The 18,779-nt window shown below is 36.4% G+C and carries 16 protein-coding genes; 5 read left to right on the top strand and 11 right to left on the bottom strand.

Features of this window, described 5'->3' with window-relative positions:
• Nucleotides 1–317: 317 nt before the first annotated feature.
• The 6 genes from ACN0U3_RS10705 to ACN0U3_RS10680 form a co-directional block, all read right to left on the bottom strand.
• Entirely contained in the window at nt 318–746 is a 429-nt protein-coding gene (locus tag ACN0U3_RS10705) for a hypothetical protein (RefSeq protein WP_417266208.1), read from the bottom strand.
• Nucleotides 747–806: 60 nt separating this feature from the next.
• A complete protein-coding gene (gene dxs / locus ACN0U3_RS10700) occupies nt 807–2,771 on the bottom strand; it encodes a 1-deoxy-D-xylulose-5-phosphate synthase (RefSeq protein ID WP_417266207.1) in 1,965 nt (654 codons plus the stop codon).
• Between the two features lie 155 nt (nt 2,772–2,926).
• Nucleotides 2,927–3,541 carry a hypothetical protein gene (locus ACN0U3_RS10695; RefSeq protein WP_417266206.1) on the bottom strand — a complete coding sequence of 205 codons (615 nt, stop codon included), beginning with the start codon at nt 3,539–3,541 and terminating at the stop codon, nt 2,927–2,929.
• Between the two features lie 117 nt (nt 3,542–3,658).
• Nucleotides 3,659–4,435, bottom strand: a complete 777-nt coding sequence (locus ACN0U3_RS10690; RefSeq protein WP_417266205.1) for an NRDE family protein — start codon at nt 4,433–4,435, stop codon at nt 3,659–3,661.
• 124 nt (nt 4,436–4,559) lie between these two features.
• On the bottom strand, nt 4,560–6,281 hold the full coding sequence (locus ACN0U3_RS10685; RefSeq protein ID WP_417266204.1) for a hypothetical protein: 1,722 nt from the start codon (nt 6,279–6,281) through the stop codon (nt 4,560–4,562).
• Nucleotides 6,274–9,369 (bottom strand): tetratricopeptide repeat protein, encoded by a 3,096-nt coding sequence (locus ACN0U3_RS10680; protein WP_417266203.1) that lies wholly within the window; start codon nt 9,367–9,369, stop codon nt 6,274–6,276. Before ACN0U3_RS10680 ends, ACN0U3_RS10685 begins: the two co-directional genes overlap by 8 nt.
• A gap of 165 nt (nt 9,370–9,534) precedes the next feature.
• Between ACN0U3_RS10680 and ACN0U3_RS10675 the strand changes: the two genes are divergently transcribed.
• Nucleotides 9,535–10,242, top strand: coding sequence for a cell division ATP-binding protein FtsE (locus tag ACN0U3_RS10675; protein WP_299204698.1), 708 nt, complete (start codon nt 9,535–9,537; stop codon nt 10,240–10,242).
• A gap of 5 nt (nt 10,243–10,247) precedes the next feature.
• Here ACN0U3_RS10675 and ACN0U3_RS10670 read toward each other — a convergent pair whose 3' ends face one another.
• From ACN0U3_RS10670 to ACN0U3_RS10655, 4 genes are all read right to left on the bottom strand, one after another.
• Nucleotides 10,248–11,615 (bottom strand): hypothetical protein, encoded by a 1,368-nt coding sequence (locus tag ACN0U3_RS10670; RefSeq protein ID WP_417266202.1) that lies wholly within the window; start codon nt 11,613–11,615, stop codon nt 10,248–10,250.
• 84 nt (nt 11,616–11,699) lie between these two features.
• Nucleotides 11,700–12,044, bottom strand: a complete 345-nt coding sequence (arsC, locus tag ACN0U3_RS10665; protein WP_299204705.1) for an arsenate reductase (glutaredoxin) — start codon at nt 12,042–12,044, stop codon at nt 11,700–11,702.
• An 11-nt stretch (nt 12,045–12,055) separates the two neighbouring features.
• The gene (locus ACN0U3_RS10660) at nt 12,056–12,811 is read right to left on the bottom strand and encodes an ABC transporter ATP-binding protein (protein WP_299204708.1); all 756 of its coding nucleotides are present in this window, start codon (nt 12,809–12,811) and stop codon (nt 12,056–12,058) included.
• Nucleotides 12,811–13,551, bottom strand: coding sequence for an MlaE family ABC transporter permease (locus ACN0U3_RS10655; protein ID WP_299204711.1), 741 nt, complete (start codon nt 13,549–13,551; stop codon nt 12,811–12,813). The genes ACN0U3_RS10660 and ACN0U3_RS10655 overlap by 1 nt, the downstream gene beginning before the upstream one ends.
• Before the next feature lie 80 nt (nt 13,552–13,631).
• Between ACN0U3_RS10655 and ACN0U3_RS10650 the strand changes: the two genes are divergently transcribed.
• The 4 genes from ACN0U3_RS10650 to ACN0U3_RS10635 all read left to right on the top strand — a co-directional run bounded on the left by ACN0U3_RS10650 (nt 13,632) and on the right by ACN0U3_RS10635 (nt 17,367).
• Nucleotides 13,632–14,255 (top strand): SprT-like domain-containing protein, encoded by a 624-nt coding sequence (locus ACN0U3_RS10650; RefSeq protein ID WP_299204714.1) that lies wholly within the window; start codon nt 13,632–13,634, stop codon nt 14,253–14,255.
• 2 nt (nt 14,256–14,257) lie between these two features.
• A complete protein-coding gene (locus ACN0U3_RS10645; RefSeq protein WP_299204716.1) occupies nt 14,258–15,331 on the top strand; it encodes a mannose-1-phosphate guanylyltransferase in 1,074 nt (357 codons plus the stop codon).
• A 30-nt stretch (nt 15,332–15,361) separates the two neighbouring features.
• Nucleotides 15,362–15,919, top strand: coding sequence for a hypothetical protein (locus ACN0U3_RS10640; protein ID WP_417266201.1), 558 nt, complete (start codon nt 15,362–15,364; stop codon nt 15,917–15,919).
• 167 nt (nt 15,920–16,086) lie between these two features.
• Nucleotides 16,087–17,367 carry a TlpA family protein disulfide reductase gene (locus tag ACN0U3_RS10635; RefSeq protein ID WP_417266200.1) on the top strand — a complete coding sequence of 427 codons (1,281 nt, stop codon included), beginning with the start codon at nt 16,087–16,089 and terminating at the stop codon, nt 17,365–17,367.
• A 160-nt stretch (nt 17,368–17,527) separates the two neighbouring features.
• On the opposite strand, the gene hflX is transcribed toward ACN0U3_RS10635, so the two are convergent.
• Nucleotides 17,528–18,727 (bottom strand): GTPase HflX, encoded by a 1,200-nt coding sequence (gene hflX / locus ACN0U3_RS10630; RefSeq protein ID WP_417266199.1) that lies wholly within the window; start codon nt 18,725–18,727, stop codon nt 17,528–17,530.
• Nucleotides 18,728–18,779: the final 52 nt, after the last annotated feature.

Raw genomic sequence — 18,779 nt, 5'->3', positions numbered from 1 at the left:
ACTTGGTCAACTAAAAAGAATTCCTTTTCTAATCACGATTTTCCTAAAACAGATTTCTCCATCGAGTAAAATCAAAGATTTCACACAATGATCGAAATGACAAGTCATATGAGTAGGACATCGAAAGAGGCTGTTTCAAGCTTTGCTTGAAACAGCCTCTTTCGCCACTAAATCATAAAATGAATGTCATTTCGAAAATGCTTGCATTGAGAAATCTAATTCTAGTTGCGTTATAAAAAACCATTCAAAACCACATAATAAATCGTGAATTGCAGCGCTGCGTTAAACATTAACAATAGAATTCAATATCTACAAATTTAAAAATCAAACGCTTTTATGCGTACTTTAAAATCCTCAAGAGACTTGGCTACGAAAGCAAAGCCGAAGTCTCCATTATCTACATGAAATATTTGACCAGTAAATTTACCATAAGTAGAAATAAAGAATACTCCACAAGCATCTTCAATAATAGGAAATAAGAATTTAGAATCAACTAAGAGTTTATGCGTTTCAAAATGCTCCTCAAACTCTTCTAGGTATTTAAGATTAGGTAGTATTTCAATAATTTCACTTTCAGATAAAAAACAATCAAAGAAGGTATCACTTCTTCCTCCGTCAAAGTATTCTATATCAATAGTGTATTTTTGATTGGGTTCACCTATCCATTTACCGATATGATGATTCAAAACAAGCTCAATATCTGAATCAATATTTTTATTCCATTCGGCTCTTAACTTGATATTCATAATACAAATGAAAATTATTCAAACTAGCTTATTGCTTAAAGCCTTAAGCAGCCGTAGGCTCTACCCTACAGAATACTTCACCTTGTTCTCAGCGCTCAAAGATGATTTCAGTTCTGGCAACATTTCCACCACCGTTTTAATGATTCCTTTAACATCGAAACCAACATCTGCATAAAGCTCTTGCTGTGTACCGTGATGAATATATTCATCAGGAATCCCCAATCTTTTTACTTTAGAGGAATACCCTTGATCGACCATAAATTCTAGAATTGCACTACCCATTCCGCCCATCAAACAACCGTCTTCAACAGTGATGACTTTATCGAATTTTGAGAACACTTCGTGCAATAGGTTTTCATCCAATGGTTTTACAAAACGCATATCGTAATGTGCTACCGAAACTCCCATTTCACTCAACTCTTTGATGGCCTTTTGGGCAAAATTTCCTGGGTGACCTATGGTCAAAATAGCAATGTCTTCTCCGGTCGTAATTTTACGTCCAGTTCCAACTTTCATCGGTTTCATTACTGTTTTCCATTCTGTCATAACCCCTTTACCTCTAGGATATCGAATGCTGAATGGTCCCATGTTTTCTTGCTGAGCCGTAAACATCATGTTTCTTAGCTCTGCTTCGTTCATAGGTGCAGCAACAATCATATTAGGAATGCTGCGCATATAAGCGATGTCGTAAGCCCCATGGTGAGTTGCACCATCAGCTCCTGCAAATCCGGCACGATCTAAACAGAATACCACGTTCAAGTTTTGCAAAGCTACGTCGTGAATCACCTGGTCATAGGCGCGCTGCATAAAAGAAGAGTATATATTACAGAAAGGAACTAAACCTTGTGTTGCCAATCCTGCAGAAAAAGTTACCGCATGTTGTTCTGCAATCCCCACGTCAAAAGAACGATCGGGCATTGCTTTCATCATAATATTGAGTGAAGAACCAGAAGGCATTGCTGGGGTAATTCCCATGATTTTATCGTTCTTCTCTGCTAATTCTACAATGGTATGTCCAAAAACTTCTTGGTATTTTGGAGGTTGAGGCGAACTGGGAACAATTTTTACAATTTCACCTGTTTCCTTATTGAAAACTCCAGGCGCATGCCATTGCGTTGGGTTTCCTTCCTCCGAATATTTAAATCCTTTCCCTTTTTTTGTTATACAATGTAAAATCTTTGGACCTGGAATATCTTTTAAATCTTCAAATATTTTCGCCAATCCAATTACATCATGACCATCTACAGGTCCGAAATAGCGGAAATTCAAGGCTTCAAACATATTGCTTTGTTTAAGCAAGCTCCCTTTAAGGGCGGTTGAAACTTTACTAACTACTGAACGTGCGTCCGGACCAAATTTTGAAATTTTTTCCAACATTGTCCACACCTCATCTTTCACCTTGTTGTAAGTATGCGAAGTCGTGATGTCTGTTAAATAGTCGCGTAAAGCACCAACATTTGGATCAATCGACATACAGTTGTCGTTTAATACCACCAATAAGTTGGCATCTTTTTCAAACCCCGCATGATTCAGTCCTTCGAATGCTAATCCAGCCGTCATGGCTCCATCACCAATTACAGCAATATGCTGACGGTTTGGAAGGCCTTTGTAACGATTGGCAACAGCCATTCCTAAGGCGCCTGAAATAGAAGTTGATGAATGTCCTACACCAAAAGTATCATATTCACTTTCGCTACGTTTTGGAAATCCACTAATTCCTCCTTTTGTACGATTCGTAGGAAAAGCATCTCTTCTTCCTGTCAGAATTTTATGTCCATATGCTTGATGTCCAACATCCCAGACCAATTGGTCGTGCGGTGTATCAAAAGCATAATGTAAAGCAACTGTTAATTCAACAACACCTAGACTTGCTCCAAAGTGTGAATTACCAATTTCTGATAATACATCAATCATATATTGACGTACTTCCTCAGAAACTTGAGGTAGTTGCTCTTCTGTTAACTTTCTTAAGTCAGCAGGATTATTGATGTCTTTTAAGAGTAGACCTGGTTTATATTTCGCCATTTATTAAATCGTATGAACGCAAAAATACGTTTACTTATTATAGTTACAAAACAGTTTAAACTTAAAAATTGTTTAAACCTTATTTTACTTTTATTAAACAATTGAGTCCTTGAAGATGAATGATTTGTAAAAACAGATTAAACCATTTGTAAAGTTTATGGCCATTCGTCCAAATAATTGGCTGGTCCACGATATAAAATTCCACCCACGCTCTCTGTTTCTTTATTGAATTGAGTTAGCTCAATAGCGCCCTCAAAAGTCTGTGAATAAAACACTTCTTTTCCTGTTTGTAACTTCAACCTTATTTTAGTTTTAAAACTCCCTTGATATTTTTTGATGGGAATCATGACTTGCTGACCTGGTTTTAAATTTAAGGTTCTATAACTGTTCCCACAACCGCTTTTTACCCAATATTCTATTGGAACCCATTCCTCTTTTTCATTCATTGCTTCTTGGATCATCAGTAAACTTCCGTCTTGTAGTTTAGAACTAAACGTTGAGTCGCTTGTATTGATTAAATAGGCAACAAAATGGTTTTCTGGATTATCTTCAATCCACCCGAAACCGAGTGACTCTAAATTCTTGGCTTTTTCTTCGGTATTGAATTGAAAATAGACTGCATTAGGCTTTAAATTGACAACATTGTCATCTATTTCTTGTTCAGTCCCGATTTCATACCACGCCCTAGCGTTTCCGTTCGGTTGATCTTGAGACAATAAGATATTCGAAAAAATAAAAAAATAAAGCAATAAATAGAATGTAGTTTTCATAAGCGATTCTTTTATAACATAACAACCTCTTTCTGCTCAATTTATTGCACACTCCTTGCAAAAACAATAGTGATGTTCAAGACTAATTAATTTCTTCAAAAAACAGGGAATAAGTGTTTAGTCTACATTCCTCATTTCAAATTCTTGATCTGCTGCCTGAATTGTTGATTTTGAATCATAAGTCCGTTCAACAAATTTCATGTTTCCATTCTGACCGATTATTAGCAAAGTTGAACAACGTGTTCCGTAGTCCTTGGTATCGATAAAAATAGATGACAAGGCTTTTTCTAGTTCATCAGACAAGCCTGTATTTGGGAGTTCGTCTTCCTGAGCTTGGGTTTGGTCATTGAGTAAGTCGAACAAGGACGCTTTAGAAAGGTCTTCATTCTGTAATTTCTTTTTTAGCATTTCTTTTGCCTTTTCAAGTTTCGGCCAAGGTGTATTCAGCAAAGCATTGCTTACTCCATGAATTCCAGGTTCGATCTTGGTAATCACATCCGAAATGTTTGAATAGTGATAAATTCCTGTTGAATCTCCGACCAAAAGATTAAAGCCATTGTATCTTTCAGCGCCATCTTGAAGTTTTAAAAGATATTCCTTTCCTGTTTTTTTGGTCTTTAAAAAATCGGGAATCAAATTTCCTCTTGTTGGGGCAGTTTCTTTAATTCTTTTCATATCTCTATGGTTGGTGACTGCCGCCCATTTCCCAGTTTCACTGACTCCAAACCATGTTCCACCGGCCTTCAAATCTTTTCCTGCAAGAATTCGATGTTTTTCTGTTCCTTTCCAAAAGTGAGCTTTTTCTGTTGCTCGATCGTAAAACTCCTCCCGATTTGCGACAAGAATTAAAGGATATTCTGGAGAAACTTTGTAAGCAAAAGCAATTAAACACATAGAAGTTAAGATAAGGAAAATTCTAAGAATAACAATTCTGTCTTTGTCCACACAACAACCAAAGACTCATTCACAAGCATGTCAACCCACCTTGAAAAAACTTACACATCCTGGTTATTCAACCTTAAAACCTAAAGGTCAATCCTGCCATAAACTGAAAAGCATTTACTGGGTAGCCAAACCACCTTTGGTAGCTTTGGGCAGCGACATTATTGAAGTTGGCAAATATAGACAAACGTTTAGTGTATCTGAACTCAACGCCCAAGTTAGCATCGGCTAAAACGCCTAATTTTTTAAAGTGAATTCCGTCTTCCATCTCCACTCCTTCAATTGTGGGGTCAAATACGCGTGCTCTTCTTCCTGTTTCAAGAGAAAAATCAACTTTAGCAATTAACTTATCCGCGATGTTGTAGCTTCCTCTTGTGATTAATTCCAATTGAGGTTTGTTCCATGCATAAGGGTTGTTCTTTGCTTCGTAGCTATTGAATTTACCGATTACATCTACTTTCAATTTCTCATTGTGTTGGTAAGAGATACTTGCCGAAATAGTAGTCATTGAAACAGTGTCGTACTCCACACGGAACTGATTTCCTGAAGAATATATGGTGTCGTTCACAAACAAGGCGTGATTTCTCAAGTTAGCAAATGCAACGTTGGCATTAAAACTAATACGAGAAGACAAGGTTCCTTTGATTCCGAAATAGAACTCATATCTGCTCTCATTTTTTAATTGATTATTGGATCCTATGAATTCATTTTCATTGGCCAAAAGCTCAAAACGCTGTTGTTTCAACCCTCCTTCGATACCTGCGTAGGGAATAAACATATCATTAAAAAGTGAATATCGGGCTTCAGCAATTGGATAAAGGCTCGCTCTTGTTTTATCGTGAAAGTCTAATGCGAATTCTCCTCCAACTTTAAACTGAAGTTTTTCATTGAGACCGTAAAAGCTTGTCACTGGTCGCAATTGAATTACGGTGTTTTTCGATACAATTCCAGTGTCTAAAGCTGTGAGTGAACTGTCGCCAATTCCATAACGGTAATCATTGTAGCTAATGTCAAAATCAGCACGCAAGTTAGAGAGCAAAACATTCGAACTCATATTGTACTGCCAAGTGGTTTTAACCCCAACAAAGTTTTCACGACCTCTCCATAACTTTAAGCTATCTTCTTCTGGTTTTCTATCCATAAAGTTATCATACTCTAGTCCAACCCTGTAATTTAACATTGCAGAATCTTTTTTATGCGAATCAAAAAAGGCATTGAACCCAATGGATTGATAACGTTGTCTAATACTGTCTCTGTCAGCATCTGGATTATTGAAACCATAATAATGCAAACCTTGGTTTTGGTAATCAAAAGCACCTCCGTAGGAAAAACGACGTTCTTCAATCTTCCCGAACACTTTTGCAGAAGTATTGTCATATTGAGAAGGCGCGTAGTCAGAAATTTGCCCCCATTCTGAGTGATGCTTTGCATGAATTCCCCAATTGTATTTTCTTGAGCGAACAGAATTATAATACACTTCTCCAAGTCCCATCAATCTGCTTCCTCCACCAATTTTAGCATATCCATTATACAATTGTGGCAACTGTGGACGGTGGCGAATATTTGCGGGTTCAATACCATCAACTTCGAATGAAATTTCTTCTTGCAACACCAACAATGGATAATCAACCACTGGAGAAGTAATAGAAGTATCAATCATTTTTGGTCGCGAATAAATCCTTGTTGCCAGACTGATCGAGCGGTCGGAATCTGTAACTACCTCAACATCTCCTGTCTTTTGACCAAAAGCAGGAAAGAAGCAAACTATGCTTAGAAATATAACTATGTACTTATTCATTGCCTCCATCATTTATGTCAATCATTCGATTTGTTTTGTCCTCCACGTTTTTAGGAGAATCTTTGAGTTGCATTAGTTCGGACTTTACTTTTTCCGCTTCTTGCAATACACCATCCTCTTGATTCGGATAGTTGTTAATTACTAAATCAAGGGTTTTTTCTGCTTGAAATAAATCACCAGTGACCATGAACACACGTCCTTGAAGAATTAAAGATTTTGCAATCCAATAATCATAGGCAGGCTTTCTTTTTAGCAACTCATTGTGCAATTTTTCTGCTTGCGTATAGTTTTCCAGGTGGAAATAAGAACTGGTCAAAGTATATAAAGCTTCTGTTCCTCTAACTTTTCCAGTATTGTCTGCCGTCCAACGCAAAAAGTCTAGTGATTTTTGATACTCCTTGGTTTTATAATAAGACATTCCTGCGATATAGTTTCCTTCTACACGAATAGTTTCGTCGTCCAATAAATCGTCTTTTAACACTTTATTGGCAGCAATTGCTGCTTTCCCATAGTTTTCTAAAAGGTAATTTGTCCTCATTAAGCCAACGCGCGTGTTGAAAACGATTTGTGGTTTAGAGGCGAGGTTTTCTAGCTTTTCATAATGTGGCAAAGCACGACTGTACTGTTCACTGTTGTACAATAGTTTTGAAGCACGGACCAAAGCTTCTTCTGTATATGCAGAGTTTGGACGATTGATAATATTCTCATAATAAGTCACCGCTTTATCTTCTTCTCCATCTTGATAGTAGATGTCTGCCAAATAGCTCAACAGCTGTACTGCAAACCTTCCATTCGGGTATCGTTTCAAGTACTTATTGATTTCTGGAATAGCTTCATCATAATTTTCGTTCATGTACAGCTCGCTTGCTGTTTCATAAAAGAAGACCTCTTCATCATCTTCTGAAATATCGGCACAAGGGTATTCATTTCCAATACCTACGATTTCATCTTGACGACGAGTTACACGATATACGTCGACAATACCTTGAGTGGCACGTTTACAAGTAACATCATCTAAAGTATATTCATTCAACACACGTCTGAAATAGCTCTCTGATTCTTGATAATGCTTTTGTTTAAATTTGATGTCTGCAATTTCAATGAGCGCATCTTTGACTAAAATATTACTCGGATAATTATTTACTATTTGCTCAAACTGAGCTACTGCTTCACTATAGGCCCCATTGTTTTTGTACCCCATTCCCATGTCAAATATTGCAGGAATAACAAAGGAAGAATTAGGATAGTTTTTAATGATTTTCTTCAAGGTAGAAATTTGCGCATCTCTTTTTCCTGGAGTTAAACGGTATACTTTCGACAATGAATAAAGCAAACCATCTTTCTTTGCCGCATCATAAGTTAAAGCTTTCTCGTAATTCAATGCTGCCTTTTGGAAATCAGGTTCTGCTTTTGTATAGTAACAATCTCCAATTCTCGCATAAGCATCTGCCAATTTTGATGGGTCTTGAATATTATTTAATTGTGTAAATGTTCTGAAGGCTTGAATTGCTTGGACCCAATCTTTTTGATTGTAATAGGCATAAGCAATATTATAATATGCAGATTCTTTCAGTTCTAAATCATTCATTCCTGGAATTGTTAAGAATTCTCGGAACTCTTTTATTGCAACATTAAATTCAGTCAACATAAAGTGGGCATCTGCCTCCCAAAACTTTGCTTTACTGGTAATCATTGGGTCGATGTCATATTTCAAAACTCCTTGTAAAGCCTTTATAGCACCTTGATAATCTCCTCTTTCATATTTTTCAATTCCCATATTGTAGGAAACCACCTGATAAGCTGTTTTCAACTTGATGTTTAAGCTTGGAATTCGATCTAAGGATTTTAATGCTTCCGCATAATTCTTCGTGCTCGAATATACGTTCACCAAATAACTGTAAACATCCTCTTTTCGGTCGGAATTAGGATATTCATTTAGGAAAAGTTCGAAGGCTAAAATAGCTTCGTTGTAGGGGTTGTAATCTAATCGGTAAGACAATACGGCATAATTGTACAGTGCATCTTCTTGAACTTCTGGATCAAAATCTAAATCTGACGCCGACTTAAAAGCAGTTCGCGCATAATTCAATTCTTCCTTGTACATATACGCCTGTGCAATATGATAGAATGACACCTGACCCAACTTATCTTCGGTTCTTGAAACACGGTCAAACATTCTGATGGCATCGTCATATTGTTTACTTTTAAAGTAAGAAAAAGCCAAAGCATAATCTTGTTGGCGGGTCGTCTGACTTCTGTTGTTATAATCTTCTAGGTAGGCTACTGCTTCATCGAATTTATCGACTTTATAGTAGGCATCCCCAATCAACAAGTTCATCTCTGCTGTATTCCCTGCAATTCCTTTTCCTTCCGAGTTATATTCTGGCGCGTATTCTGTCACTTTTTCATAATCTCCTAATAGGTAGTAGATTTGAGTTATGTAAAATGGAACTTCATCCTTAAACACGGGATCTTCTCTCAACACTAAAAAACCATCCAAAGCCTCTTGATAGGTTTCATTTTTATAAGCAATATGTGAATAATAATACAAAGCTGGTGCACTAAAACTTGAGTTCCCATCTTTGATGTCATAAAATTCATTTCTTGCTGCTGTATAGTCTCCTAGCTGAAAATTAGAATACCCTAGTTTAAAATGATAAGCCGCCACATAAGCAGTGTCAATTTCCGAAGGATCAGTTTTGTCCAACCACTCCCTTGCGTCCTTATATTTTTTACGTTGGTAAAAGTGTTCACCAATCTTAAAGTAGATATCGTTTTTATAAATGCTCTCAGGATAATCATTGTTGAATTCCATCAGAATTTTGACCGCATCGCTATTGTACAATTCCAAGGCAGAGATTCCCAAATAATATCTTGCTTTAATATATTGCGGGTCTTGACGATTGTTAAAATTACTTAAAAACTCTGCAAATGTTTCTCTTGCGGCACTGTATTGTTCTTTTTCAAACAATTCTTCGGCCCTATAGAAATTTGCATATTCTCCACTGTACTTTTCAGAAGATTGTCCCCAAACGACTGTTGTAAGGGTTAACGAGAGAAGAAAAATAAAACTACGTGGTGTAATCATCGTACGACTTTAATAAAAAAATGCTTTAGAGCTTAAAAATAAGCAGGAAACACGAGAGAAAAATGCCATTCTCTAAAAGTTTTAAACGCAAATCTGTTAAGATTGTTATTTATAAGCGTAAATTTCTTCTAATATTTTGTTCATCTTTGTACAAATCAAATGTCTGTGGAAAAGGTAATCAATATTATTCAAGGAAGAGTTGAGCAGAAAAAGGTAACGGTTCTGCAAGACATTAACGTAACAATTTCTGCCAAAGAATTTGTTTACCTCATCGGTAAAACAGGGTCTGGGAAGAGTAGTTTTCTTAAAACGCTCTATGCTGACTTGCGTCTTGTTGATGGCGAAGGAGAAGTTGTTGGGTTCAACTTGAATAAACTAAAAAAGAGAGAGATTCCTTTATTGCGCAGAAAGATTGGAATTGTATTCCAAGACTTCCAATTATTAACAGACCGCTCGGTAATGAAAAATTTATTTTTCGTTATGAAAGCCACTGGATGGAAAAAGAAATCTGTAATGGAACAACGAGGACTCGAAGTGCTCCGTATGGTTGGAATAGAAGATAAAGCTTACAAGATGCCACATGAACTTTCTGGAGGAGAACAACAAAGGGTTTCTATTGCGAGGGCATTATTGAACAATCCAGAATTAATTCTTGCCGATGAGCCAACAGGAAATTTAGACCCTGAAACCTCTGCTGCCATTATGAGTTTGCTTCACTCCATTGCTAAAGAAGGAACGGCACTATTGATGGCCACACATGACATGGGCTTGGTCGACAAGTTTCCAGGAAGGGTTCTGCGCGTTGAAAAGAATACCATTAAAGAAGTCGAGGCATTGGGTAACTTTAACCCTTTCGAAGTGAAGGAGTTTTAGTAGAATTATTCTACCGAAACAAATTTTTCTTCCACCCCTTTCAGTTTTGCATTTTCATAGTCAGGTCGTTGTAAAAGTTCCCAATATCCTTCAGGGGTATGTGTCATCCACCAGATTTTCTTATACCCTTCCTTCGTCATTGAGTCGTAATGGATGTAGCCTTTAAAATACTGCCAAGTTTGAAAATTATTCAAATAAACAAAGAAGAAGGGAATCAACACCAAGCTCATCCTTACTTTATTTTTAAGCAACCAAGTCAATAAGGCCGCTAAAGGAATAGCCATAAACGGCAAAATATCAATCAGTGTTCGTGCTCCAAATCCTCCACCATACCACCAACACCACCAACTAAATGTGATATAAAGAAAAGGCACAATAAACACCACAATTCCGATGAAATATTCCTTTTTTGTTTTGTACAAGGGAATCAAACCCAGTAAGGCCAAGAACATCATAGGTGTATAAAGCAACCATCCTTTTCGGAAAGAAAAAAGACCCTCCCAAATATGAGGATTCGTCCAAAAAAAGCCTTCATCTCTATAAGAATAATACATGAATCCTCCTGTTTGCACTTTCCAAAAGAGCAGTTGAGGTAACATGATTAAAAACGCGCCAACAATAATCAAAACAATATGTGAAAGGGGTAGAAACAAGCGTTGTAAATGCACTTTCCACAAGTCTTCAGGTTGCTTTAAAAAGAACAAGAAAGGAACACAAAACAGGATATTAATGGGACGAATTAAAACAATCATTCCGAAGACAAGTCCTATCAACAAACTTTTCCATATCTTTTTATCTAGAATCCACCGGTCAGTTAAAAGTAACAATGAAGCGACTAAAAAGAAAGTTGGAGGGTGAGCCATTCCAGTTTCATTCACTGTATAATGGTAAAGATTTGTTCCAAATGCGATAAAGAATAAGGTCAGTAAGGTAACGGTCTTGGAAAATCTTTTTTTCAAGAAAAGCCCTAAGAAAATCAATCCGAAGATGGTAAAAAACACCGAAGACAATGATATGGACAAATGATATGGGCTAGAAAACCCATCTGCTTCATACCTAGAGTCCAACAAGGCATACAAATGTCCCCCTAAGAAGAAAGGTGTTTCCAGCATAGCTACTCCCATACTCATTTTTACAGCATTTCTTCCTGTTGGACTGGTGTGTATTCTAAATTTAGAATCTTGTTCTACTTCTCCCTCAAAAAGAGGGTTCCCATAGATAAATGTCGCAGGCAAATAGGTGTAGTAAATCGCTACATCAGATCGAATAATTTGATTTTCTCTCCACTTGGAATTGCTAATATTTTGCCAAATGAGTACAAATGAGGCAACAATCAAAAGGACAGTATAGATATGCTTTTTTAAAAACCCCATCTTAATCATTAAAAAAAACAAGAAATTTCATTTCACCTAAAACCGTTTTTGTTTAAAGGTTGACTTTGTGAAATGACACATTAATTAGAGTAAAGTTAAGACATTTTCTGGAGGTCTTCCAACAACAGCTTTATCACCTTTAACAAAGATGGGACGTTCAATTAATTTTGGATATTGAATAAAGGCTTGGATCCATTCTTCATCGGTCAAAGATTTGCCTTTGAAGTTTTCTTTATAGTCCTTTTCCCCTTTTCTAACAATTTCTTCGGCTTTCATTCCGAGTTTCTTTAACAAATCTCTTAATGCTTCAGCGCTTGGTGTTTCCTCTAGGTATTTCACCACATCAACCTCTACTCCTTTTTCTTGTAGTATTTCCAAAGCCCCTCTGCTTTTAGAACAACGTGGATTATGATAAATCTTCATGGTCATGTTATATTTCTTTATGCCAACTTCCCTTTTAAGTTCTTCATGAACTTAGAAGCGTAAACGAAGTCTATAATTTCTGGATTATCCGTTTTAATAATTTCTTCTTTGGTTCCTTGCCACCAATTTCTTCCAGTATGGATGAATATAATATGATCTCCAATTTCTATTACACTATTCATATCATGAGTAATTACAACTGTGGTCATACCGTATTCATAAGTAATTTCTTGAATCAAATTATCGATCAAAATGGAAGTACTCGGATCAAGACCTGAGTTCGGTTCATCACAGAAAAGATACTTTGGCTTCATAGAAATGGCCCGTGCGATAGCTACACGCTTCATCATTCCCCCACTTAATTCTGCAGGCAGCAGCTTATTTCTTCCGGATAGATTAACACGCTCAAGACAAAAGTCCGCTCGCTCTTGCATTTCCTTTTTGGACATATTGGTAAACATCTTCAAAGGAAACATAATATTTTCTTCCACTGACATTGAATCAAAAAGCGCAGAACCTTGAAAAAGCATACCAATTTCCTTGCGGATATCCTTTCTTTCCTTTCTGTTCATTTTAGAAAAATCGCGACCATTGTATAACACACTTCCAGAGTCAACCTCCATTAGTCCAACTATACATTTCGTTAAAACAGATTTTCCTTGACCGGATTGACCAATGATGAGATTTACTTGTCCTTCTTCGAACTTCGCTGAGAAATCGTGCAAAACGTGATTCTCTCCAAAAGACTTATTTACATTTTTTACTTCAATCATTACATTAGTATTAATTGAGTCAGTACAAAGTTAGTTAAGAGGATCACAATACTACTCCAAACCACCGCTTGAGTTGAAGATTTCCCTACATCTAGTGCACCACCTTTCGTAAAGTAACCGAAGTAAGAAGACACAGTTACAATCACAAAAGCAAAGACGCAAGTTTTAACCAAGGCATAAGTAATGTCACTCACTTTAAAAAAGGCGCGAATTCCGTATACAAACTCTTCGTGTGATGCTAATTCGGAAAGCGTTACTGCGTAATATCCACCGATGATGCTTAATCCCATAGAGCAAATAATCAGAAACGGGAAGAAGAATACTGCTGCGATGACTTTAGGAAGTACAAGAAAAGAAAGAGAGTTCACCCCCATAATTTCTAAAGCATCAATTTGCTCGGTTACCCTCATGGTTCCTATTTCAGAAGCGATATTCGAACCTACTTTACCAGCTAAAATTAAAGAAATAATTGTCGGTGAGAACTCTAGAATAGTACTTGAACGGGTAATATAACCTATTGTATATTTGGGCAACAGTGGACTATCCATATTGGAAGCTGTTTGCAATGAAATTACCGCTCCCATAAAAACAGAAAGGATGGCCACAATCCCTGCAGAGTTAATTCCTATGGTCTCAATCTCTGTTAACGTACGTGTATAATAGACCTTTAGACGTTCTGGCTTTGAGAACACCTGCCTAATCATGCCGACATATTTTCCTACACTCTCTATATAACTCATTGGTTATGCTAAATTAATAGCTTATTCCTAAACAAAGCGAATAATTCGATAAAAATTAATGTTATAAGTACATTTGTGTCGTGAAAACAAAGAAAGAAAAAATCGCAGAAGCTTTAAAGAAGTATGTCCCAGAAGGGTATATTCCTTACGTAGTAGAATTGATGTTTTCTGAAAACCTTGCTTTTAGAATCAGTAAACCACGTAAAACGAAAGCTGGGGATTACCGTCCTCCATACAATGGTCAACCGCATCGCATTTCCATCAATGGAGACCTCAACCCTTATGCGTTTTTAATTACCACAATTCATGAGTTTGCGCACATGACCACCTACATCAAATACGGACCTTATGTTCAACCTCATGGTGCAGAATGGAAAAGCGAATTTAAACGTTTACTTATTCCTGTATTAGAAAAAAAAGAGCTTCCTGTTGAAATAGAAGCAGCATTGAAGCGCAGTTTACAGAATTTAAAAGCGTCAAGTTGTACCGACATCCACCTGACCAGAGCATTAAAAAAGCATGATAAACGAGATGAATCAATCGTTTTGTTGGAAAATTTAGGGAATAATGAGTACTTTCGTCTAGGCAAAAAAACCTTTCAACGTGGTGTCTTACGTAGAAGAAGATACCTGTGCAAGGAAATTAATACAGGGAAACAGTATCTCGTCAATCGATTGGCAGAGGTAGAACCCATAAACAATTAATGATGAGAGAAAATAATTACGCAGTAATTATGGCAGGTGGAGTTGGAAGTAGATTCTGGCCCATGTCAGTTGAAGATTTACCTAAACAATTCCTTGATGTATTAGGGATCGGTAAGACTTTAATTCAATTGACTTATGAGCGTTTGTGCAATGTTGTACCAGATGAGAACATATACATTGTAACCAATGAGCATTATGTAGAGCTAGTAAAAACACAATTGCCTGCCTTAAAACCAAATCAGATTTTAACGGAGCCTGAACGTAAAAACACTGCTCCTTGTATTGCTTATGCAGCAGCAAAGATTTATTCGATCAACCATGATGCAAATCTGATTGTTGCTCCATCTGACCACTTAATTCTAAAGGAAGAAAAATTCAAACGCATTATTAACACAGCGATTACACGCGCCTCAAAGGAAGATAGAATTTTAACCTTAGGTATTAAGCCTACACGTCCGGATACAGGATACGGTTACATTCAGTTTCACCAAGACGGAGACTTATTGCCTGGACAAATTTCTAAGGTAAAGCAGTTCACTGAGAAACCGAATCGTGAAATGGCTGAAATATTCTTGAAAAGCGGTGATTATTACTGGAATTCTGGAATTTTCATTTGGAGAGCTAAAACAATTCTTAAAGCTTTAAGAAAGTTCAAACCTGAATTGTATGAACTATTCTGTGATGACTTTAGCATCTACAACACTCCCGGTGAATACGAATATGTTAACACAGCTTTTAGAAGATGTGAAAGTATTTCTATTGATTTTGCCATTATGGAAAACGCTAAAAACGTGGATGTTGTTTTGGCCGATTTTGACTGGAGCGATTTAGGAACATGGGGAAGTTTATTCGACCATTTAGACAAAGATGTGAATGGAAACAGCATCAAAGGAAAGAACACCCATGTATTTAACTCTTACAATTGCTTGATTAATCTACCCAATGAAAAACTAGCCATTATTCAAGGACTTAACAATCAAATCGTAGTTGAGTCGGATAATCGTTTATTGATTCTAGACAAGCGGGATGAGCAAAACCTTAAAACATACCTTAAGGCAGTAAAAGAAAAGAATTAACTCACCCATACGTTAAACAGACAGAAGAACATGGATTTAGATATACCCAAAGATTTCAACTCAGACAGCGACGACCAACCGTTTACAGCTTGTAAGGTTTGTGAGCGTGACCTCAGCAAAGGAGAAGTTCCTTATTCGATAGAAAAAGCTTACAAAAGAGTTGACGAAGATAAAGATGTAACACTTTTCGAGGTGGCTATTTGTATGCCTTGTGCAGAAAAGCAAGCAGAGAAAATGAGCAAAGAATCAAGGGCTTATTTAATGCAAATGATGGGTGGGGTTGCGCATATAGAAAAACGTCAAAAAATGTGGGAATCCAATTGGAGGGAAAATTGGAAATCTGCCTGTTTATTTTCTGATGAAGAAATAAAACTCAATGATGAATACCACATCGTTGGTCAGTTTATGGGCGGTAAATTACTTCCTCAAATGACACCTTTTGTAATTGGTCAGTCCTACATTGAAGCCATTCAAGAAAACCTTTCCTTAGAAACCAAGGAAGAAATGGATAGGTTTGGCGAGCAATTCTTAGGACCAGACCCTTCTTTGAGGGCTTTATTAAAAGACCATCAGTTTGTTTTGGTTTAATGGTGCGTTTTGTAATCATGAATTGGTGGCTATACTAGTATAAAATAGTTAGTTTTACAACGAAAAACACTAAACAACTATATTTCAACACTATACCCCGAGTCTTTTTTCATTTAAGTCTAGTACTTAATAAACAAGGCGACAGAGGGCTTCAAAAGTTAATCGAAATGAAAAATACAATCCTCAAAAAAAATTTAACGCTCAAGGTGATATTTTTGAGTGGGTTTCTACTCTTAGGTTTTACCAACAAGCTGTTTTCACAAGATTCTCTCATAATATATTTCGGTGACGAGTATCACATTTCATCTCCTCATAGCAATGGTTTTATGAAACTATTTAAATGTACTGATGATGGTAGGTTTATTCATTATGGTAAAACTAAACAGATTGTTTTCCCAGAAAATTTTATTGTCAAAGACACTGCCTTAGCACTTAACTACTTTACAGGTTGGAAAAACTCCATAACACCGAACCAAGTCCTCTTTTTAATTGGTAATTATTCAAGTTTTAGTCCTGTTGTATATGTTGATTACAATCAAAATCTAGATTTTTCAGATGATGGAGACCCTCTTATTTTTCGCGCGGACACTTCAGCTATAGTATATCTTAATAATTCAGAATTTACGTCAGCACAGTTCCCGATTAAACTATATTATCCAAATTTAAATCCTAAATTAAAGGGACAGGTTAAGTCTATATTAGGGAGCACAGATGATGCTCTTGGGAATGACAATGTTGACGTAGATTACTGGTTTGCAGATAAAAGAATGAACTTAAAAGTATCTTATCTTGTTTTCGATGAAGACAGTTTGAAAATCGGAATATACGATTATAATTGCAACGGATTATATAACGACCTCGGTTTTGACAGAATAACTATTAGCGACTCAAAAAATAATCCTATTTCAATTGAACTCAATCAAGGTGCAGTTGTGTACACCGACGACTTCGCTATTAAAGTTGGAAACCAAGTCTATGAAATACAAGAGATTGAAGCTTCTGGAAAATATATAAAACTCAAAAAGAGTGAAGAAAAATATTTACAGCCGATAAAATTAGGCAGTGACATTTCAGATTTAAACCTAAAACTGTTAACTGAAGAAATAACGACTATTCAACACATACAAGAACACGGTAAGTACTTACTTATTGATTTTTGGGGTACGTGGTGTAAAGGTTGCACACAGCAATTACCCGCTTTGAAAAAGCTTGTAGAATCTAATAAGGATAAGCTTCAAGTTATTGGAATGAGTTTCGGTGATACAAAAGAACAAATTGAAAATTACGTTAAAAAACACACTATTAAATGGAGCATTGGCTTTGCCGACGAGGACCTAATCAGAAAATTAAGGGTTGATGGTTTTCCTACATACATGCTCCTCAATAAAAGTGGTGAAATTTTACTAATGAATGGTGATCTTGAACAAATATCTAAAATAATAGAGTAAACTAAAGCCCTGATTTTATAAATTTTAAGGACACAAATCCTGATGAATTCGCCAGTGCTTCTCAAATTAAATAACTCAAGTTATGTAAATTCAAATTGCTCAAAGGATTAATCAACAAAAACTTTATCTTATAGCTTTAAGAATTAGACAGCCTGCGATACTAGTATAAAAAACTATTGTAAGGATAACGTACTTGAAATATTGTTTTCACCTCTTCGTAAATCACGTGTTTTAGTTCATCGAAGTTTGTTTTGTTCTCTGCTGAGATAAATACACATTTGCTATTGCTCATTTTCGTCATCCACTGACTTTTCAGTTCTTCAAGTGTATAATTTTCTCTGGTCTTCGGAGACAAATCATTTTCATCTTGCTGAACGTATTGATAAGCATCGATTTTGTTGAACACAACAATTGTAGGTTTATCTGACTTATCAATTTCAGCTAAAGTTTCATTAACAACTTTATAATGATCTTCGAAATTAGGATGGGAAACATCTACCACATGGATCAACAAATCGGATTCGCGCACTTCGTCTAATGTCGACTTGAATGACTCCACCAACTGGTGAGGTAACTTTCGAATAAACCCTACAGTATCGGTTAACAAGAAAGGAAGGTTGTCGATGACCACTTTTCGAACTGTGGTATCAAGGGTTGCAAATAATTTATTTTCTGCGAATACTTCAGATTTACTTAAAGCATTCATGATTGTACTTTTCCCAACGTTGGTATAGCCAACCAAAGCAACACGAACCAATTGACCTCGATTTCCTCGTTGAACTTTTTTCTGCTTGTCAATTTCCTTGAGCTTCTTCTTCAAGAAAGCAATTCTTTCTTTAATGATTCTTCGGTCAGTTTCAATCTGACGTTCCCCTGGACCACGCATCCCAATTCCTCCTTTTTGTTTATCAAGGTGGGTCCACATACGTGTCAATCGTGGCAAAAGGTATTGATATTGCGCTAACTCTACTTGAGTTCTTGCGTGAGAAGTTTGTGCCCTAGAAGCAAAGATATCGAGGATTAAACTGCTACGATCAAGGATTTTAACCTCTAATATTCTTTCAATATTTCTTAGTTGAGAAGGAGATAGATCATCATCAAAAATCACCATATCAATTTCATTTTTGATCACATAATCTTTAACCTCTTCTAGCTTACCGGCTCCTAAAAATGTTTTAGAATTGGCCATTTGTAGCTTTTGCAAAAACTTTTTCTCTGTCTCTGCTCCAGCGGTCCTTGCTAAAAACTCCAGTTCTTCAATATGTTCTGTTGCTTCCTCCTCGCTTTGGTTCTGTTCAATAACACCAACCAATACTGCTTTTTCTCCTTTTAAATCTTCTTTTAATTTACCTACTTCCATTCAGTGATTCTACTGTTCTTTTTATATAAATACGATTGCCTTAAACCTTGTC

The sequence above is a fragment of the Brumimicrobium sp. genome, assembly GCF_048268645.1.
GTDB lineage: Bacteria > Bacteroidota > Bacteroidia > Flavobacteriales_D > Crocinitomicaceae > Brumimicrobium > Brumimicrobium ulvae.
The sequence above is the reverse complement of the archived record's forward strand: the minus strand, read 5'-3'. Positions and strand labels throughout refer to the sequence as shown.